Here is a 15,928-nt window from a genome sequence, read left to right as displayed (position 1 = left end):
CAGTGCCGCAACACAGCAGTGCCGCAACACAGCAGTACGGCAACACAGCAGTGCCCGCAGTGCGGGTGACGCCGCACATGCGCCACGTCGCGGCGTCAGTACCACGTGACGCGGCTGGTACCACGTCACACGTCACATTCCACTCTGCATGAACAGTTCGTCTCGGGCCGTCCCCCGGGTCGTGCCGCCAGCGCAGTCATCCCAAATCCCGCATATCGATTCTTCATCGCGGGTGCCCCTGTGAACCTTGGGAGTCAGGCATCATGACCCAGCAGTCAGTGGAGCCCAGGACGAGTGCGGAGGACGCGGGCCCAGGCTCGCGCGTCCCCGCCGGTAGGTCCTGGCTCGACCGGTACTTCCACATCTCCGACCGTGGCTCCACCGTCGCACGCGAAGTGCGCGGCGGCATCACCACCTTCATGGCGATGTGTTACATCCTTCTGCTCAACCCGCTCCTGCTGTCCGGGCCGGACGCGGCGGGCCACCGGCTCAGCCACGCCGGACTGATCACCGCGACCGCCCTGGCCGCGGCCGTCTCCACCCTGCTGATGGGCTTCATCGGCAAGGTGCCCCTCGCCCTCGCCGCGGGACTCTCCGTCTCCGGCGTGCTCGCCACCCAGGTGGCACCCCACATGACCTGGCCGCAGGCCATGGGCATGTGCGTGATGTACGGCGCCGTGATCGTGCTGCTGGTCGTCACCGGGCTGCGCGAGATCATCATGAACGCGATACCGCTGGCCCTGAAGCACGGCATCACCATCGGCATCGGCATGTTCATCGCGCTGATCGGCCTGGTCAACGCCGGCTTCGTCGGCAAGGGCGCCCCCGTCACGCTCGGCACCGGCGGACAGCTCACCGGCTGGCCGGTACTGCTCTTCTGCGTCACCCTGCTGCTCATCTTCATGCTCCAGGCCCGCAATGTGCCCGGCGCGATCCTGATCGGCATCGTCGTCGGCACGGTCCTCGCCGTCATCGTCAACGCGGTCACCGACATCAGCCCCAAGGCGTGGGGCGGCAGCGCCCCCGAGCTGCAGGGCAGCGCGGTCTCGATGCCCGACTTCGGACTCTTCGGCCATGTCGAGTTCGGCGGCTGGGGCGACATCGGCGTGATGACCGTCGGCATGATCGTCTTCACCCTGGTGCTGGCCGGCTTCTTCGACGCGATGGCGACCATCATCGGGGTCGGCACCGAGGCCGGACTCGCCGACAGCAAGGGCCGGATGCCGGGCCTGTCCAAGGCGCTGTTCATCGACGGCGCGGGCGGCGCGATCGGCGGCGTCTCCGGGGCTTCCGGCCAGACCGTCTTCATCGAGTCCGCGACCGGCGTCGGCGAAGGTGCCCGGACCGGCCTGTCCTCCGTCGTCACCGGTGTGCTCTTCGCCGCCGGACTGTTCTTCACCCCGCTCGCCCAGATCGTGCCGGGGCCGATCGCCGCCGCCGCGCTCGTCGTCATCGGCGCGATGATGATGCAGAATGCCCGCCACGTCGACTGGAGCGACCGAGCCGTCGCCGTGCCGGTCTTCCTCACCGTGGCACTGATGCCGTTCACCTACTCGATCACCGCCGGTGTCGGCGCCGGAGTGATCTCCTTCGCCGCGATCAAGGCGGCGCAGGGCAAGTTCCGTGAGGTGGGCGTCTTCATGTGGGTACTGACCGGAGTGTTCGTCGTGTACTTCGCGCTCAGCCCGATCGAGAGCTGGATCGGCGCCAAGTAGTACCGGTCCGCACCGGGCCCCGCCCGCCCCTCCGCACACCCGTAGAAGGAGAAACGCCATGCTGGACATCGCCGAGGAGCTCAACCGGTGGGTCGAGCAGGGACGCGAATTCGCCGTGGCCACCGTCGTGGCGGTCGGCGGCAGCGCGCCCCGGCAGCCCGGAGCCGCGCTCGCCGTCGACCGCGACGGCACGGCGATCGGGTCGGTCTCCGGCGGGTGTGTGGAGGGCGCGGTCTACGAACTGTGCGAGCAGGCGCTGGCCGACGGCGCCGCGGTGCGCGAACGGTTTGGCTACAGCGACGAGGACGCCTTCGCGGTCGGACTGACCTGCGGCGGCGTCATCGACATCCTGGTGACACCGGTCCGTGCGGACGCCCCCGCACGGACGGTGTTCGCCGCCGCGCTCGCCGCCGCCGCCCGGGGGACGGCGGCGGCACTCGCCAGGATCACCGACGGGCCGGCCGGACTCCTCGGCCGCCCCCTGCTCGTCCGCCCCGACGGCTCGTACGAGGGCGGGCTCGGCGGACATCCGGAGCTGGACCGCACCGCGGCGGCCGATGCCCGCGCCATGCTGGACGCCGGCCGCACCGGCCCCGTCACCATCGGCACCGACGGCTCGCGCTGCGGGCAGCCGGTCACCCTGCTCGTCGAATCGAGCGTCCCGCCGCCCCGGATGATCGTCTTCGGGGCCATCGACTTCGCCTCGGCGCTGGTCCGGGCGGGCAAGTTCCTCGGGTACCACGTGACATTGTGCGACGCCCGCCCGGTCTTCGCGACGAAGGCCCGCTTCCCCGAGGCCGACGAACTGGTCGTCGACTGGCCGCACCGCTATCTCGCGGAGACCGAGGTCGACGCGCGCACCGTCCTGTGCGTCCTCACCCACGACGCCAAGTTCGATGTCCCGCTGCTGGAACTGGCGTTGAGGCTGCCGGTCGCCTACGTCGGGGCGATGGGGTCGCGCCGCACGCATCTGGAGCGCAACGACCGGCTGCGCGACGTCGGAGTCACGGAGCTGGAACTGGCCAGGCTGCACTCGCCGATCGGCCTCGACCTCGGAGCGCGCACCCCCGAGGAGACCGCCCTCTCGATCGCCGCGGAAATCGTCGCCGACCGGCGCGGCGGCAGTGGCGTACCGCTCAAGGGCGCGCACACCCCGATCCATCACGAGGCCGGTCAGCCGCCCACCGGAGTGATCACTTCCGTGGCCTGAACCGGCTTCCGGAGCCCGGCCGCTCGGGGCGGGTTCCCGCCACGGCGGTTTCACGCCAGGTGCTAACTCGGCCGTAGCCATGCTTTTGCCGGTAGATCAGCAGCATGACTCCTTCACCTTCCTCCGCCTCCGGCCGGGCGAGATCCGCCCGTACGGGGCGCAGAGCGCTGTTGCTGGCGACCACGGTCGCCCTCATGAGCGGTGCGCTGGTCCCCGCGGCCGGTGCCGCCTCCGTCGCGGGTACGGACGCGCCCCGGCCCGCCGAGCGGCGCGCTCCCTCCGTCCAGGAGTACGACATCACCCTGCTCACGGGCGATGTCGTGCACTACACCGACGGCGCCGGCAATCAGGACACCGTCACCGTGGACCGCCCCGACGGCGCGGTCGGCGGGGTGCACGTCCAGCAGGCCGGTGACGACATCTACGTACTGCCCGACGAGGCCACCGCGCTGCTCGCGGCCGGGAAGCTGGACCGCAGGCTGTTCAATGTCTCCGCGCTCGCGAAGATGGGGTACGACGACAAGCGGTCGGGCGGCATCCCGGTGATCGCCACCTACCCGGCGGGCAAGGGCCGTTCGCTGCCCGCCGCCCCGCGAGGTGCCGAGAAGGTCCGTACCCTCGAAAGCATCCACGGCGCCGCGCTGAAGGCGGACAAGGGCACCGCCCGCACCTTCTGGAACGGCATAACCACCACCCCCGCGGCCCGTTCGCTGGACGGCGGCATCACCAAGCTCTGGCTCGACGGCCGGGCCGAGGCGGCGCTCAAGGACTCCGTGCCGCAGGTCAACGCCCCGCAGGCATGGGCCGAGGGGTACGACGGCAAGGGCTCCAAGGTCGCCGTCCTGGACACCGGCATCGACGCGACGCACCCGGACGTCAAGGACCGCATCCTGGAGACCAGGAGCTTCGTGCCGGGCGAGGAGGTCGTCGACCGCAACGGCCACGGCACCCACGTCGCCTCCACGATCGCGGGCTCCGGCGCGGCCTCCGAGGGCGTCAACAAGGGCGTCGCCCCGGGCGCCGGCCTGATCGTCGGCAAGGTGCTCAGCGACGAGGGCACCGGTGCCGACTCCGGCATCATCGAGGCCATGGAGTGGGCGAAGGCCGAGGGCGCCGACGTCGTCTCCATGAGCCTCGGCTCCAGCATCCCGGACGACGGCTCCGACCCCATGTCCCAGGCGGTCGACGCCCTTTCCGCCGACGGCGGTCCGCTGTTCGTGATCGCCGCGGGCAACGCCTACGGCGCGGGCACCATCGGCTCGCCGGGCTCGGCGCAGAAGGCGCTCACCATCGCCGCCGTCGACAAGCAGGACAACCGCGCGGACTTCTCCTCGATGGGCCCGCTGGTCAGGTCGTACGGACTCAAGCCCGACCTCTCCGCACCGGGCGTGGACATCAACGCGGCCGCCTCGCAGTCCGTCCCGGGCATCGACGGCATGTACCAGTCGATGTCCGGTACGTCGATGGCGACCCCGCATGTCGCGGGCGCGGCGGCGATTCTGAAGCAGCGTCATCCCGACTGGTCGGGTCAGCGGATCAAGGACGCGCTGATGAGCTCGTCCGAGCAACTGGCCCGGTACACCCCGTACGAGCAGGGCACCGGCCGGCTCGATGTGAAGGCGGCGGTCGACACCACGATCGAGGCCACCGGCTCCGTCGCGGTCGCCTCCTACGACTGGCCGCACTCCCCGTCCGACCCGGTCGCCGAGCGGACCATCACGTACCGCAACACGGGTGCGAAGGACGTCACGCTCGACCTGGCGACGGACACGGACGCCGACGCGTACACCCTCTCGGCGAAGCAGCTCACCGTCCCGGCCGGCTCGACCGCCGAGGCCGTGCTCTCGCTGGACCCGTCGAAGGTCGCGAACAACACCCAGTTCTCCGGCCAGGTCATCGCCAAGGACGCGGCGGGCACCACCCTCGCCCACACCGGCTTCGCCCTGAACAAGGAGCAGGAGCTGTACGACCTGAAGCTTCAGCTCCGCGACCGCGGCGGCAAGCCGATGGACGGCGTCGTCGTCCTCGGCGCTCTCGGCGACCCCCAGCTGATGCCGGTCCAGGTGTCGGGCGAGACCACGCTCCGGCTCCCGCCGGGCAACTACGCCGCGTGGACGGCCGCCGACATCGCCGGTGACCGCGCGGACTCCAAGGCCCTCGCCTTCCTCGCGGCCCCCGAGATCATCCTGGACAAGCCGTCCACGGTCACCCTCGACGCCTCCGAGGCCCGCAAGGTGAGCGTGCGGACGCCCGAGGAGACCGAGACCCGGCAGCTGCGGTATGACATGGCACGTACCGCACCGGACGGCACCGTCCAGCGCGACGCGTACCAGATCCCGTTGACGTACGACCAGCTGTGGGCGAGCCCCACCAAGAAGGTCACCCAGGGCAGCTTCTCGTTCCTGACCCGCTGGCGGCAGGGCGAGAAGCTGATCGACCTGACGGCCGGCGGCCGTGATGTCCCGGTGACCGTGCAGGGCGGTTCGCCGGTCGCGGAGAGCGGCACGCGGAAGCTCGCCTCCGTCTTCGCGGGCAACGGCGCCGAGGCCGACTACAAGGGCCTGAACGTCAAGGGCAAGGCGGTCGTCATCCGCCGCAGCGACGCGGTCGCCCCCGCCGACCGGGTGGCCAACGCGGTGGCCGCGGGCGCCGAGGCGCTCTTCGTCGTCAACGACGGCGACGGCGTCGCGATGGAGACGTACGCCCCCTACGGCACCGAGACCGCCGTCCCGGTCGCCTCGGTCCAGCGCCTGGCGGGCGAGAAGCTGATCGAGTCGGCCCGGCACGGTTCGAAGGTGACGATCGAGCAGCGGAAGTTCGCCCGCTACGTGTACGACCTGGTCGACCGCCACGACGGCGTCGTCCCGGACCGCTCGCTGGCGTACGCCCCGTCGGCCCGTCAGCTGGCGAAGGTGAAGAACACCTTCTACGGCCACAAGGGCGTGCTCGGCGGCGGCTACCGCTACGACATCCCGGACTACGGACCGGGGATCGGCTTCGAGGAGTACGAGAAGTTCCCCGGCACCCGCGACGAGTGGGTCACCCCGCTGCCGGGCGCCTCGTTCTGGTACGAGAACCACTCGGTCCTCAACGCCGACGAGTCGGGTTCCGCGCAGGAGATGCGCAGCGGCGAGCTGGACTACACGGCGGGCCGTACCTACCCGGCCGAATGGTTCGCGCCGATCACCCGGCCCCGGCTGGGCACCGGCTACTGGGGTCCGTTCCGGTCGGTGTACAACGACATCCAGTTCAACTTCACCGCATGGACGGACTCGGGCGCGGGCCACTCGGGCTCCATGCCGGAGGACGAGTACGACACCACCACCACGGCCTTCTACCAGGGCGACACCCTGATCAAGAAGGTCGCGGGCCGGGCCGGCTTCGCCTGGGACGTCTCGCCCGAGAAGCTGCCGTACCGCTTCGTCCTCGACTCCGCCCGCGACGGCGACCAGTGGCGGACGTCGACCCGCACCCACACCGAGTGGAACTTCGTCTCGGGTGCCATGGACGAGAACGGCCCGTTCCAGGCCGACATCCCGATGCTCCAGCTGGACTACCGGGTCGACACCGACCTGGCCGGTGACGTCAAGGCCGGCAAGTGGACCGAGGTCGGGCTCTCCTCCGGTACGCAGGAGTGGCTGGACGGTGCGGTGAAGGCCAGCGGGGCGTCGCTGTCGGTCAGCTACGACGACGGGAAGACCTGGGAGGCGGTGCAGCTCCACAAGGACGCGGCCGGTTCCTGGACCGCCCGGTTCAAGACCCCGAGGAAGGCCGGCTCGTTCGTCTCGCTGAAGGCGCACGCCGAGGCTGCCGACGGGCTGGGCGTCGACCAGGAGATCATCCGGGCCTTCGGCCTGAAGTGACCTGCTGAGCTTTGCTCTTGAGGCGGCCGTGCACCCCACGTCGGGGTGTGCGGCCGCCTCTCTTTACTGTTTCTTGATGGACAAAATTTGTCTACTTTGCCCGTATATGGTGGGCGATAAGGGCAGAAAGGGACTTATCGCGGAGCGCCGCAAGTTGCCACGGCGTGGCCGGGAGGCTTATAAGAGGAACGTGGCCAGGGCGCTTCCGGGAATTCCGGGGACTGCCGCCATGGAGGTTTCCCAATGTTTCTCACTCCGTCCGACACGGAGAAATTGCTGCTGAGCGTCGCCGGAATGGTCGCTCGTGACAGGCGGGATCGTGGCGTTCGGCTCAACTACCCCGAGGCCGTCGCGCTGCTCTCCTGCTGGGCCGTGGAACGCGCCCGCGAGGGTGCCCGCGTCAGCGATCTGATGACCGCGGGACGGGCTGTCCTCACCCGCGCTGACGTGCTGGAAGGTGTTCCCGAGATGCTGCATGACGTCCAGGTCGAGGCGACCTTCCCGGACGGGCGCAAGCTCGTCACGATCACCTCGCCGATCCCGTGATCCCGGGTGAGATCCGGACCGGACCCGGCGAACTGAAAATCAATGACACTCGTACTCAATTGCATGTGACCGTGGTGAATGACGGCGACCGCCCCATTCAAATCGGATCGCATCTGCATTTCCCCGACGCGAATCCGGCGCTTTCCTTCGACCGGTTCCTGACCGAAGGATTCCGGCTCGACATTCCTTCCGGTACTTCTCTGCGCTTCGAGCCCGGAGTGGGTGCCGAGGTCACCCTCGTCGAACTGGGAGGCCGCCGGAAGGTGCCCGGCATCGTCGTGCCGGGCACCCGGGCCGCCCGAACGGATGGCATGTGACATGGCACAGATGACCCGCGCCGCCTACGCGTCGCTCTACGGCCCCACCACCGGCGACCGCGTCCGCCTCGCCGACACCGACCTCTGGATCGAGGTCGAGGAGGACCGCTGCTTCGGCGGCGACGAGGCCGTGTTCGGCGGCGGCAAGTCCATCCGCGAATCCATGGCCCAGTCCACCGCCGCACGCGCCGACGGCGCCCTCGACCTCGTCATCACCAATGCCGTCGTCCTCGACCACTGGGGCATCGTCAAGACCGACGTGGGCATCCGGGCCGGCCGCATCGTCGCGCTCGGCCGCTCCGGAAACCCCGACATCAGCGACGGCGTCCACCCCGACCTGGTCATCGGGCCCGGCACCGACGTGGTCTCCGGCGAGGGCCGCATCCTCACCGCCGGAGCCGTCGACACCCACGTCCACTTCCTCATGCCGGAGACCCTGCACGAGGCCCTCGCCACCGGCACCACCACCGTCATCGGCGGCGGCACCGGCGCCACCGAGGGCTCCAAGGCCACCACGGTCACCCCGGGCGCCTGGAACCTCGCGATGATGCACCGGTCCCTGGACCGGGTTCCGCTCAACGTCATGCTCTTCGCCAAGGGCTCCACCGTGGGCGAGGAGGCCCTGCGTGAGGCGGCGCTCGGCGGGGCGGGCGGCTACAAGGTCCACGAGGACTGGGGTGCCACCCCCGCCGCCATCGACGCGGCACTGAAGGCCGCCGACGCCCACGGCCTCCAGGTCGCCCTGCACGCCGACAGCCTCAACGAGGCCGGCTATGTCGAAGGAACCCTCGACGCCATCGCCGGACGCGGCATCCACGTCTTCCACGCCGAGGGCGCGGGCGGCGGTCACGCACCCGACATCATCACCGTCGCCTCCCACCCCAACATCCTTCCGGCGTCCACCAACCCGACGCTGCCGCACACCGTCAACACCGTCGCCGAACACCTCGACATGCTGATGGTCTGCCACCACCTCAACCCACGCGTCCCCGAGGACCTCGCCTTCGCCGAGTCCCGCATCCGCGCCACCACCATCGCCGCCGAGGACGTCCTGCACGACATCGGCGCGCTCTCCATCACCTCCTCCGACGCCCAGGCCATGGGCCGCATCGGCGAGGTCATCTGCCGCACCTGGCAGGTCGCGCACACCATGAAGCAGCGCTTCGGGGACCGCGGCAGCGAGCTGCCCGCCGACAACGAACGCGCCCGCCGCTACGTCGCCAAGTACACGATCTGCCCGGCGGTCGCCCACGGCATCGACCATGTCGTCGGCTCCGTCGAACCGGGCAAGCTCGCCGACCTGGTGCTCTGGGATCCCGCCTTCTTCGGCATCCGCCCCGCCGCCGTCATCAAGGGCGGCATGGTGGTGTACGCGCCGCTCGGCGACGCCAACGCCGCGATCCCCACCACCCAGCCCGTCCTGCTGCGCCCCACCGCCGCCGCCGAGGCCGCCCCGCACCTCTCGGTCAGCTTCGTCTCCCCGGCGGCCCTGGACGACGGACTGGCCGAACGGCTCGGCCTGGTACGGGAGTTGGTCGCCGTACGCCCCACTCGCCACCTCACCAAGGCGGACCTGCCGAACAACACGGCGCTCCCGGACATCGACGTCGACCCGGAGACCTTCGCCATCCGGATCGACGGAGAGCTCGTGGAGCCCGCGCCCGCCACCGAACTGCCGCTGGCCCAGCGGTACTCCATGTTCTGATGACGGGCCTGGCACACCTGCTGCTCGGCGACGGACGGCTCCCGGTCGGCGCGTACACCTACAGCGCCGGACTCGAACCGGCCGTCGCGGCGGGCCTCACCCGGGACCGGATCCCCGCCCTGCTGCGGGCCCGGCTCCACACCGCGGCCGTCACCGAGGCAGCCGCCGCGGTACTCGCCCTGCGGGCCGCCGGGCAGGACCCGGTGGACTACGGCCCCGTACAACAGGCCCTCGCCGCCCGGACCCCGGCCGCGCCCCTGCGCGAGGCATCGGCGACGCTCGGCCGCGGTGTGCGGCGCCTGGCCCGCAGGCTGGATCCCGGACACCCGGCGGTCACCGCCCTGGCCGGGATCAGCCCCCGTCCGCTGCGGCCGGTGGCACTCGGCGCGCTCGGGGCCGTCATGAAGGTGACGGAGGAGGAGCTGGCGCGGGGCGTCGTCTACGACGAACTGCAGACCATCACCTCCGCGGCGCTCAAGCTGCTGCCCGGCGACCCGCTGGACTCGGTCGCCTGGATCCTCGACGCCGAGCCGCACGCGGCGGCCGCGGTGGCCGAGGCCCTCGCCGTACGGACCCCGGCCGGGCTGCCCGCCCGTACACCCCCGCTCACCGAACAGTGGGCGCTCGAACACGCACAACGAGAACGGAGACTCTTCCTTGCCTGACCAGCACCTCGGCACCACGCCCGACCAGCACATCGACCACAACACCCCGCACCCTCCGCACGACCACCCGCGTCGCGCCCTGCGCCTCGGTGTGGCCGGCCCCGTCGGCACCGGCAAGAGCTCGATCCTCGCCACCCTCTGCCGTGAGCTGGCCGGTGAACTCGCCATGGCCGTCGTCACCAACGACATCTACACCGACGAGGACGCCCGGTTCCTGCGCTCGGCCGGGGTTCTGCCCACCGAGCGCATCCGGGCCGTCGAGACCGGCGCCTGCCCGCACACCGCGATCCGGGACGACGTCAGTGCCAACCTCGACGCGGTCGAGGACCTGGAGGAGGCGTACGGACCGCTCGATCTGGTGCTCGTCGAGAGCGGCGGCGACAACCTCACCGCCACCTTCAGCCCGGCCCTCGCCGACGCCCAGCTCTTCTGCATCGACGTCGCGGGCGGCGGCGATGTCGCCCGCAAGGGCGGCCCCGGCATCACCGGCGCCGACCTCCTGATCATCAACAAGACCGACCTCGCGCCCCACGTGGAGGTCGACGTACCGGCGATGGTCGCCGACGCGTCGCGGGCCCGCGACGGCCTGCCGGTCCTCGCGCTCTCCAAGCACGACCCGGCGTCGGTGGCCGAACTCGCGGACTGGGTACGGGAGTTGCTGATACGCCACCGTTCCGGAACCCATGTCCCCACCGACCCGGGCCCGATGGCTCCGCACAGCCACGGCCACGACCACTCGTGACGTCCACAACTGCCGATCCCGCCGCCGACCCCAACGGCTCCACGGTCGTCGCCGTGGAACGCGACGGCTCGGGCCGCCACATCGCCCGCGAACTGCGCCCGGGTGCCTTCCTCGCCCCCCGGCCCCTGCTGCCGTCCCCCGACCGGCTGCGGATCGCTCTGGTCGGCACCCGGGCGGGCCTGCTCGCGGGAGACGATCTGCTGCTGGACATCTCGGTCGGCCCCGGCGCCCGGCTGGAGCTGGTCGAACCGTCCGGCCTGGTCGCGTACGACCATCGCGGCGGCACGTCGAGCTGGCGGGCCCGGATCGACATCGCGGAGGGCGGCGAACTGCGCTGGGACGCACGGCCGTTCGTGGTCTCGACCGGTGCCGTGGTCGAGCGCTCGATGACGGTCGCACTGGCGGCCGGGGCACGGATGCTGTGGCGCGACACCCTGGTCCTGGGACGCTCCGGCGAGCGGGGCGGCGGTGTCCGGGCGATCACGCACGCCACCTACGACGGCGGCGAGCTGCTGGTCGAGGACCTGGACCTCATGGACCCGGACATGCGGGAACTCCCCGGAATCCTGGGCCCCAACCGCATCATCGGCTCCGTCACCGCACTCGGCACCGACCCGGGCGGCCGGCCGCACCCGTACCGCACGGACCTGGCGGGGCCGGGGGCACAGGTACGGCTGCTGGACACGGTGGCACCGGCGATCGAGGCGGAACTGGCCGCCGTGTGGGAGGACTGGAGCACACCGGGCGAACCCGGTGTGCCCGTCTCCACGGTCAAGAACGGCTGACCGCGCCGCGCGTCACAACCGCCGCACACAACAGGGCGGGTACCGCCGCGACCGCGAAGCAGACGGCCGGCGGCAGGCGGTCCACCAGCAGACCCACCACCGCGGCGCCCACCGACGACCCGGCGTTGACCGCCGTGTTCACCCAGGCACCCGCCCGGGTACGGCTGCCCGCGCCCACCGACTCATCCGCGATGAGATACGCGGTGGTCAGCGCGGGCGCGATGAACAGCCCGGCCACCGCGGCGAGGGCGGCCAGCACGTACACACCGGGCGACAGCCCCGCCCCGACCACGGCGGCGCCCAGACCGGCGGCCAGCAGCGGCAGCCTGACCCGGTTCGACGCCCGCCAGGAGACGGCGCCGTAGGCGATCCCCCCGACCGCGCTTCCGGCCGACAGCGCGGCGAGCACCCACGACACCGCTCCCGTGCCCCGGTGATGCTGCTCGGTGAACGCAACCACGAGCAGGTCCAGGCCCCCGAGGCACAACCCCACGGCCGCCGTCACCATCACCGCGTGCCGCAGCCCGACGATGGAGAGCAGCCGCTGCCCGGCCGGCGCGTCATCCCGTCCGGCCGCCCTGCCGTCCGACGGCGCGGCGTCCGTACCGCGTACCGCCGGCGAGGACACCAGCGCCATCGTGCCCACGAGGATCAGCGCGGCGCTGACCGCGATCCCGGCCGCGGGCGGGGCGAACCTCACCACCACCCCCACCAGCAACGGACCGCTGACGAAGAGGAGTTCCTCGGCGACACCGTCCAGGCTGTAGGCGCGCCGCAACAGCTCCCGGTCGGCGACGAGACCGCTCCACAGGGTCCGCATCACCGGCCCCAGCGGCGGTGTGAAGGCTCCCGCGGCGCAGACCAACGCCCCGAGCAGGAACGCCGAGGCCCCCGGCCGCCAGGTGGCGTACGCGAGGGCGGCGAGCAGTGCCGCGTAGATCCCGGCCATCGGCGGCAGGACCCGGCGCGGCCCGTGCCGGTCGATCAGCGCGGCACGGCTGGGGGAGAGGAAGACACTGGTCGCCCCGTAGAGCGCCATGACGGCACCGGCGACGGAGTACGAGCCGGTGCTCGCGTTCACCGCCAGCATCAGCGAGAGCGAGACCATCCCGTACGACAGCCGCCCCAGCAGAGCGGCACCGAAGGTGCGGGCGGCGTGAGGGGTACGCAGGACGGCGGCGTACGAAGGCGTGCGCGAAGACACGGGTGATGGGGAAAGCATCGACATGTTCCTCGTGAGGGCAGCGCGGCAGAGGGCGCTGCGGGTATGCGGGGACACCGAAGTGCCGCACCCGGCGGAATCAGGGGTGCGGTCAGTACGGGGTCCTACGCACGGGAGAGGAACATGGTGGCCAAGGTATCAGGGCGAAAGGCCCGGGTGGAGGGGGAGTTCGGCGGTCGCATCCGCCGGAAAGCGGTGTGAGGTGTGACATCGCCTCGGGTAGCGTCGAGGTCCATGTCGCTCTCCTCGTACCCCTCCCGTATGCGCCCGGACTTCGAAGCGGACGAGCGGGCCCAGCTCGTCGGCTGGCTCGACACGCAGCGCGCGACCGCCCGCTGGAAGTGCGAGGAGCTGTCGGAGGCGGACGCGCACCGCGCCGTTCTGCCGTCCTCGCCGCTCATGACGATGGCGGGTGTCATGTCACACCTCCGCTGGGCCGAGCATCTCTGGTTCGAGGTCGTCCTGCTGGGCCGGCCGGCCGTGGGGCCGGTGTTCGACGGGCCGGAGGACGCCGACATGAGGGTCGAGGGCGTTCCGCTCGCGAAGCTCCTCGACGACTACGACCGGCAGGTCTCGGTATCGAACGAGATCTTCGAGGGGCGGTCGCTCGACGACGTGGGCCGGCACCCGGACTTCGAGGCGTCGGGCGCGAGCCTGCGCTGGATCATGTTCCACATGATCGAGGAGACCGCCCGGCACGCGGGCCACCTGGACGCCATCAGGGAACTCCTGGACGGCCGGACCGGCCACTACTGATCCGCTCCGCCGTCCTGCCGCGCCCGCGCCGGTCTCGCGGCCCGCCGCCCGCGTCAGCCGGTGATGCCGGTGTTGGCCGCCAGGATCTGTCCGGCGGCGCGCCGGAGCCCGGGGAGGAAGCCGATGACCTGCTCGCCCCGGCGGAGGAGGTCGTCGGTCGATGTGATGCCGAGATCGGCGACCGCCTCCAGGAAGGACGGGAGGCGTGCCAGGTGGAGTTCGGGGGCGTCCGCGGCCAGTACGGTGTGACATCGCGCGAAGGTCGCGATGATCCAGAACACCGCTTCGCGATGGTCGCCCCGCTCGATGAGATACCGGCTGCCGTCGATCGCGACCGGCCGGGCCCCGGCGGTGATGTCGCCGCTGAAGAAGAACGGCGTACGGGCGACCTCCGCCGCGGCGTCGAAGGTGCGGGCCAGCTCGTCCAGGTGGTGCCCCGTCCTGGCGGCCGACAGCCGTGCGCACCCCAGGAGCGACAGCAGCTCCGGGTACAGATGTGCCTGTCCGTACGCGTCGAGGACTTCGCGGGCCGCCGGGTAGCGGAGCCGGATCGTGGGGTTGCGCAGCGCGGCGACCAGCAGGACATGGGTGGTGACCCCGGTGGGGAACAGCCAGGACATCACCTGTTCGTGGAAGGGCGCGGCGGTGTCGAAGGCGGCGAGGCGGGTCTCGATCCGGCGTTCGGCGTCCCGGCACCTGCGGCGCACCCAGGGCCGCTCGGCGAACCGGCGCGACACGTCCGCCCGCAGCTCGCGCAGCCGGCCCGTGGGGTCATCGACGACCGTGTCCCGGCGGAAGCTGCCCGCCAGGTGGTACGAGGAGAGCACCTCGTCCGCCGAGGCGAGCTCGTCCCACGGCAGAAGGCTGACCTCCAGCAGCGCCTCCCGGAAGCGGAGCTTGCCGGGCTTGACGGGCGGGGCGGGGTCGGCGGTGACGACCACGATGTCCACATCCGAGTACGGGGAGAGTTCGGCGTCGTCCGGCAGGCCCACCGTGGAGCCGCTGAAGAAGGCGCCACGGAAACCGGGATCGGGCCGGGCGTGCTCGGTGACCCACTGCACCGCGGCCGACCGGGCCGTACCGACTCTCACTCGGAACCTCTTCTCTTCGGGGCACCACCGTACGCCGAGCCCGGCGCGGACCGCGCCCGCGAAGCGTGTCACTCGTTGCCGGGCGCGCGGCCGGGGCGTCAACTGTTCTGGTGCCGGGCAACCGTGTGGCGCGACGCCTCCGGCGGAAGAGGAGCATGATGAGGAAGATCATCCTGATGATGTCGGTGTCCCTCGACGGCTTCATGGAGGGGCCGGACCGCGAGATCGACTGGCACCTGGTCGACGACGAACTGCACCGTCACTTCAATGACGAGCTCAGGACCATGGGCGGCTTCCTGGACGGCCGGGTGACCCATCAGCTCATGGCGGACCACTGGCCGACCGCCGACTCCGATCCGGCGGTCACCGGCCCCGAGGCGGAGTTCGCCGGTATCTGGCGGGACATGCCCAAGATCGTGTTCTCCCGGACCCTGGAGCGGGCGGACTGGAACACCACGATCAGGCGGGAGGTCGACGCGCAGGAGATCAGGGCCCTGAAGGCGCGGCCCGGCGGGGACCTGTGTCTCGGGGGCGCCGATCTCGCCGAGACCTTCATGCGGCACGACCTGATCGACGAGTACCGCATCTACGTCCATCCGGTCCTCATCGGCCGGGGCAAACCCCTGTTTCAGGGCTCGGCGAACCGAACCGCACTCCGTCTGGCGGAGACCCGGGAGTTCGGCAACGGGGTCGTGCTGCTCCGCTACGACCGCCGCGCGGTTGCTCCAGCGGAATGAACTCGCCGGGCCGTGCCGGGGTGCGACCGGTGCTGTGCCGGGGCGGCCGGGGATCTCTCCCCGTATAACGGCCGCACCATAGCGGGATCTCACGAAAGGACCGGCGATGACGCTCAGTGTCGAGGACCGTCTGGACATCTCCGAACTGCTCGCCCTGCACGGGCACTTGGTCGACAACGGCGAACTGGACAGGCTGGACGAGCTGTTCACCGACGACATCGTCTACGAGACCTCGAACCTCGGGCACGGAGAGCTGCGCGGACTGGCCGCCTTCCGGGACATGGCGCGGACGCGTGCGGGCAAGCCGGGCGCGCCCATCGGCCACCACGTCAGCAACATCGTCCTCACCGAGGCCGGGGACGGCCGGGTCCACGCGCGGTCCAAGGGGATCGGTGTCGGCCCGGACGGCGAGTGCGGAAGCGTGACCTACGAGGATGTGATCGTCCGCGGCGAGCAGGGGTGGCGCATCTGCCGGCGCAGGATCACCCTGCACTTCACACCCGCCGGCGCACCGGACACCGAGGGGGCCGGCAAGTGACGGCCGCGGCCGGCGGCGCCCCCCGGACGGGCAGGG

The 15,928-nt window shown here is 71.2% G+C and carries 14 protein-coding genes; 12 read left to right on the top strand and 2 right to left on the bottom strand.

What is annotated here, in order from left to right:
* The first annotated feature begins 263 nt into the window (after positions 1-263).
* The 9 genes from ACFVH0_RS31510 to ACFVH0_RS31470 all read left to right on the top strand — a co-directional run bounded on the left by ACFVH0_RS31510 (position 264) and on the right by ACFVH0_RS31470 (position 11,548).
* Positions 264-1,715 (top strand): NCS2 family permease, encoded by a 1,452-nt coding sequence (locus tag ACFVH0_RS31510; RefSeq protein ID WP_385825758.1) that lies wholly within the window; start codon positions 264-266, stop codon positions 1,713-1,715.
* A 58-nt stretch (positions 1,716-1,773) separates the two neighbouring features.
* Positions 1,774-2,925, top strand: a complete 1,152-nt coding sequence (locus tag ACFVH0_RS31505) for an XdhC family protein (protein WP_385825756.1) — start codon at positions 1,774-1,776, stop codon at positions 2,923-2,925.
* Positions 2,926-3,119: 194 nt separating this feature from the next.
* Positions 3,120-6,788, top strand: coding sequence for a S8 family serine peptidase (locus ACFVH0_RS31500; RefSeq protein WP_385825818.1), 3,669 nt, complete (start codon positions 3,120-3,122; stop codon positions 6,786-6,788).
* A gap of 243 nt (positions 6,789-7,031) precedes the next feature.
* Positions 7,032-7,334, top strand: coding sequence for an urease subunit gamma (locus ACFVH0_RS31495; protein WP_385825754.1), 303 nt, complete (start codon positions 7,032-7,034; stop codon positions 7,332-7,334).
* Positions 7,331-7,651 (top strand): urease subunit beta, encoded by a 321-nt coding sequence (gene ureB / locus ACFVH0_RS31490; RefSeq protein WP_385825751.1) that lies wholly within the window; start codon positions 7,331-7,333, stop codon positions 7,649-7,651. Before ACFVH0_RS31495 ends, ureB begins: the two co-directional genes overlap by 4 nt.
* A 1-nt stretch (position 7,652) precedes the next feature.
* Positions 7,653-9,356 (top strand): urease subunit alpha, encoded by a 1,704-nt coding sequence (locus ACFVH0_RS31485; protein ID WP_385825749.1) that lies wholly within the window; start codon positions 7,653-7,655, stop codon positions 9,354-9,356.
* Entirely contained in the window at positions 9,356-10,021 is a 666-nt protein-coding gene (locus tag ACFVH0_RS31480; protein WP_385825747.1) for an urease accessory protein UreF, read from the top strand. The genes ACFVH0_RS31485 and ACFVH0_RS31480 overlap by 1 nt, the downstream gene beginning before the upstream one ends.
* Before the next feature lie 31 nt (positions 10,022-10,052).
* Positions 10,053-10,763 carry an urease accessory protein UreG gene (gene ureG / locus ACFVH0_RS31475; protein WP_385825816.1) on the top strand — a complete coding sequence of 237 codons (711 nt, stop codon included), beginning with the start codon at positions 10,053-10,055 and terminating at the stop codon, positions 10,761-10,763.
* The gene (locus tag ACFVH0_RS31470; RefSeq protein ID WP_385825745.1) at positions 10,760-11,548 is read left to right on the top strand and encodes an urease accessory protein UreD; all 789 of its coding nucleotides are present in this window, start codon (positions 10,760-10,762) and stop codon (positions 11,546-11,548) included. Before ureG ends, ACFVH0_RS31470 begins: the two co-directional genes overlap by 4 nt.
* Here ACFVH0_RS31470 and ACFVH0_RS31465 read toward each other — a convergent pair.
* The gene (locus tag ACFVH0_RS31465) at positions 11,535-12,770 is read right to left on the bottom strand and encodes an MFS transporter (RefSeq protein WP_385825743.1); all 1,236 of its coding nucleotides are present in this window, start codon (positions 12,768-12,770) and stop codon (positions 11,535-11,537) included. The two genes, ACFVH0_RS31470 and ACFVH0_RS31465, sit on opposite strands and share 14 nt — an antisense overlap.
* 234 nt (positions 12,771-13,004) lie before the next feature.
* Here ACFVH0_RS31465 and ACFVH0_RS31460 point away from each other — a divergent pair, with 234 nt between their 5' ends.
* The gene (locus tag ACFVH0_RS31460) at positions 13,005-13,526 is read left to right on the top strand and encodes a DinB family protein (RefSeq protein WP_385825741.1); all 522 of its coding nucleotides are present in this window, start codon (positions 13,005-13,007) and stop codon (positions 13,524-13,526) included.
* A 53-nt stretch (positions 13,527-13,579) separates the two neighbouring features.
* Here the strand turns inward: ACFVH0_RS31460 and ACFVH0_RS31455 are convergent, their stop codons facing one another.
* A complete protein-coding gene (locus ACFVH0_RS31455) occupies positions 13,580-14,617 on the bottom strand; it encodes a hypothetical protein (RefSeq protein ID WP_385825739.1) in 1,038 nt (345 codons plus the stop codon).
* A gap of 158 nt (positions 14,618-14,775) precedes the next feature.
* Between ACFVH0_RS31455 and ACFVH0_RS31450 the strand changes: the two genes are divergently transcribed.
* Both ACFVH0_RS31450 and ACFVH0_RS31445 read left to right on the top strand, forming a co-directional pair.
* Entirely contained in the window at positions 14,776-15,354 is a 579-nt protein-coding gene (locus ACFVH0_RS31450) for a dihydrofolate reductase family protein (protein WP_385825737.1), read from the top strand.
* 106 nt (positions 15,355-15,460) lie between these two features.
* Complete coding sequence (locus tag ACFVH0_RS31445; protein WP_385825735.1) at positions 15,461-15,892, top strand: nuclear transport factor 2 family protein; 432 nt, start codon at positions 15,461-15,463, stop codon at positions 15,890-15,892.
* Positions 15,893-15,928 lie beyond the last annotated feature (36 nt).

This window comes from Streptomyces sp. NPDC127117 (genome assembly GCF_042677325.1).
Classification (GTDB): Bacteria; Actinomycetota; Actinomycetes; order Streptomycetales; family Streptomycetaceae; genus Streptomyces.
Note: the sequence above shows the minus strand (reverse complement) of the source record. Positions and strands in the feature narration are given on the sequence as shown.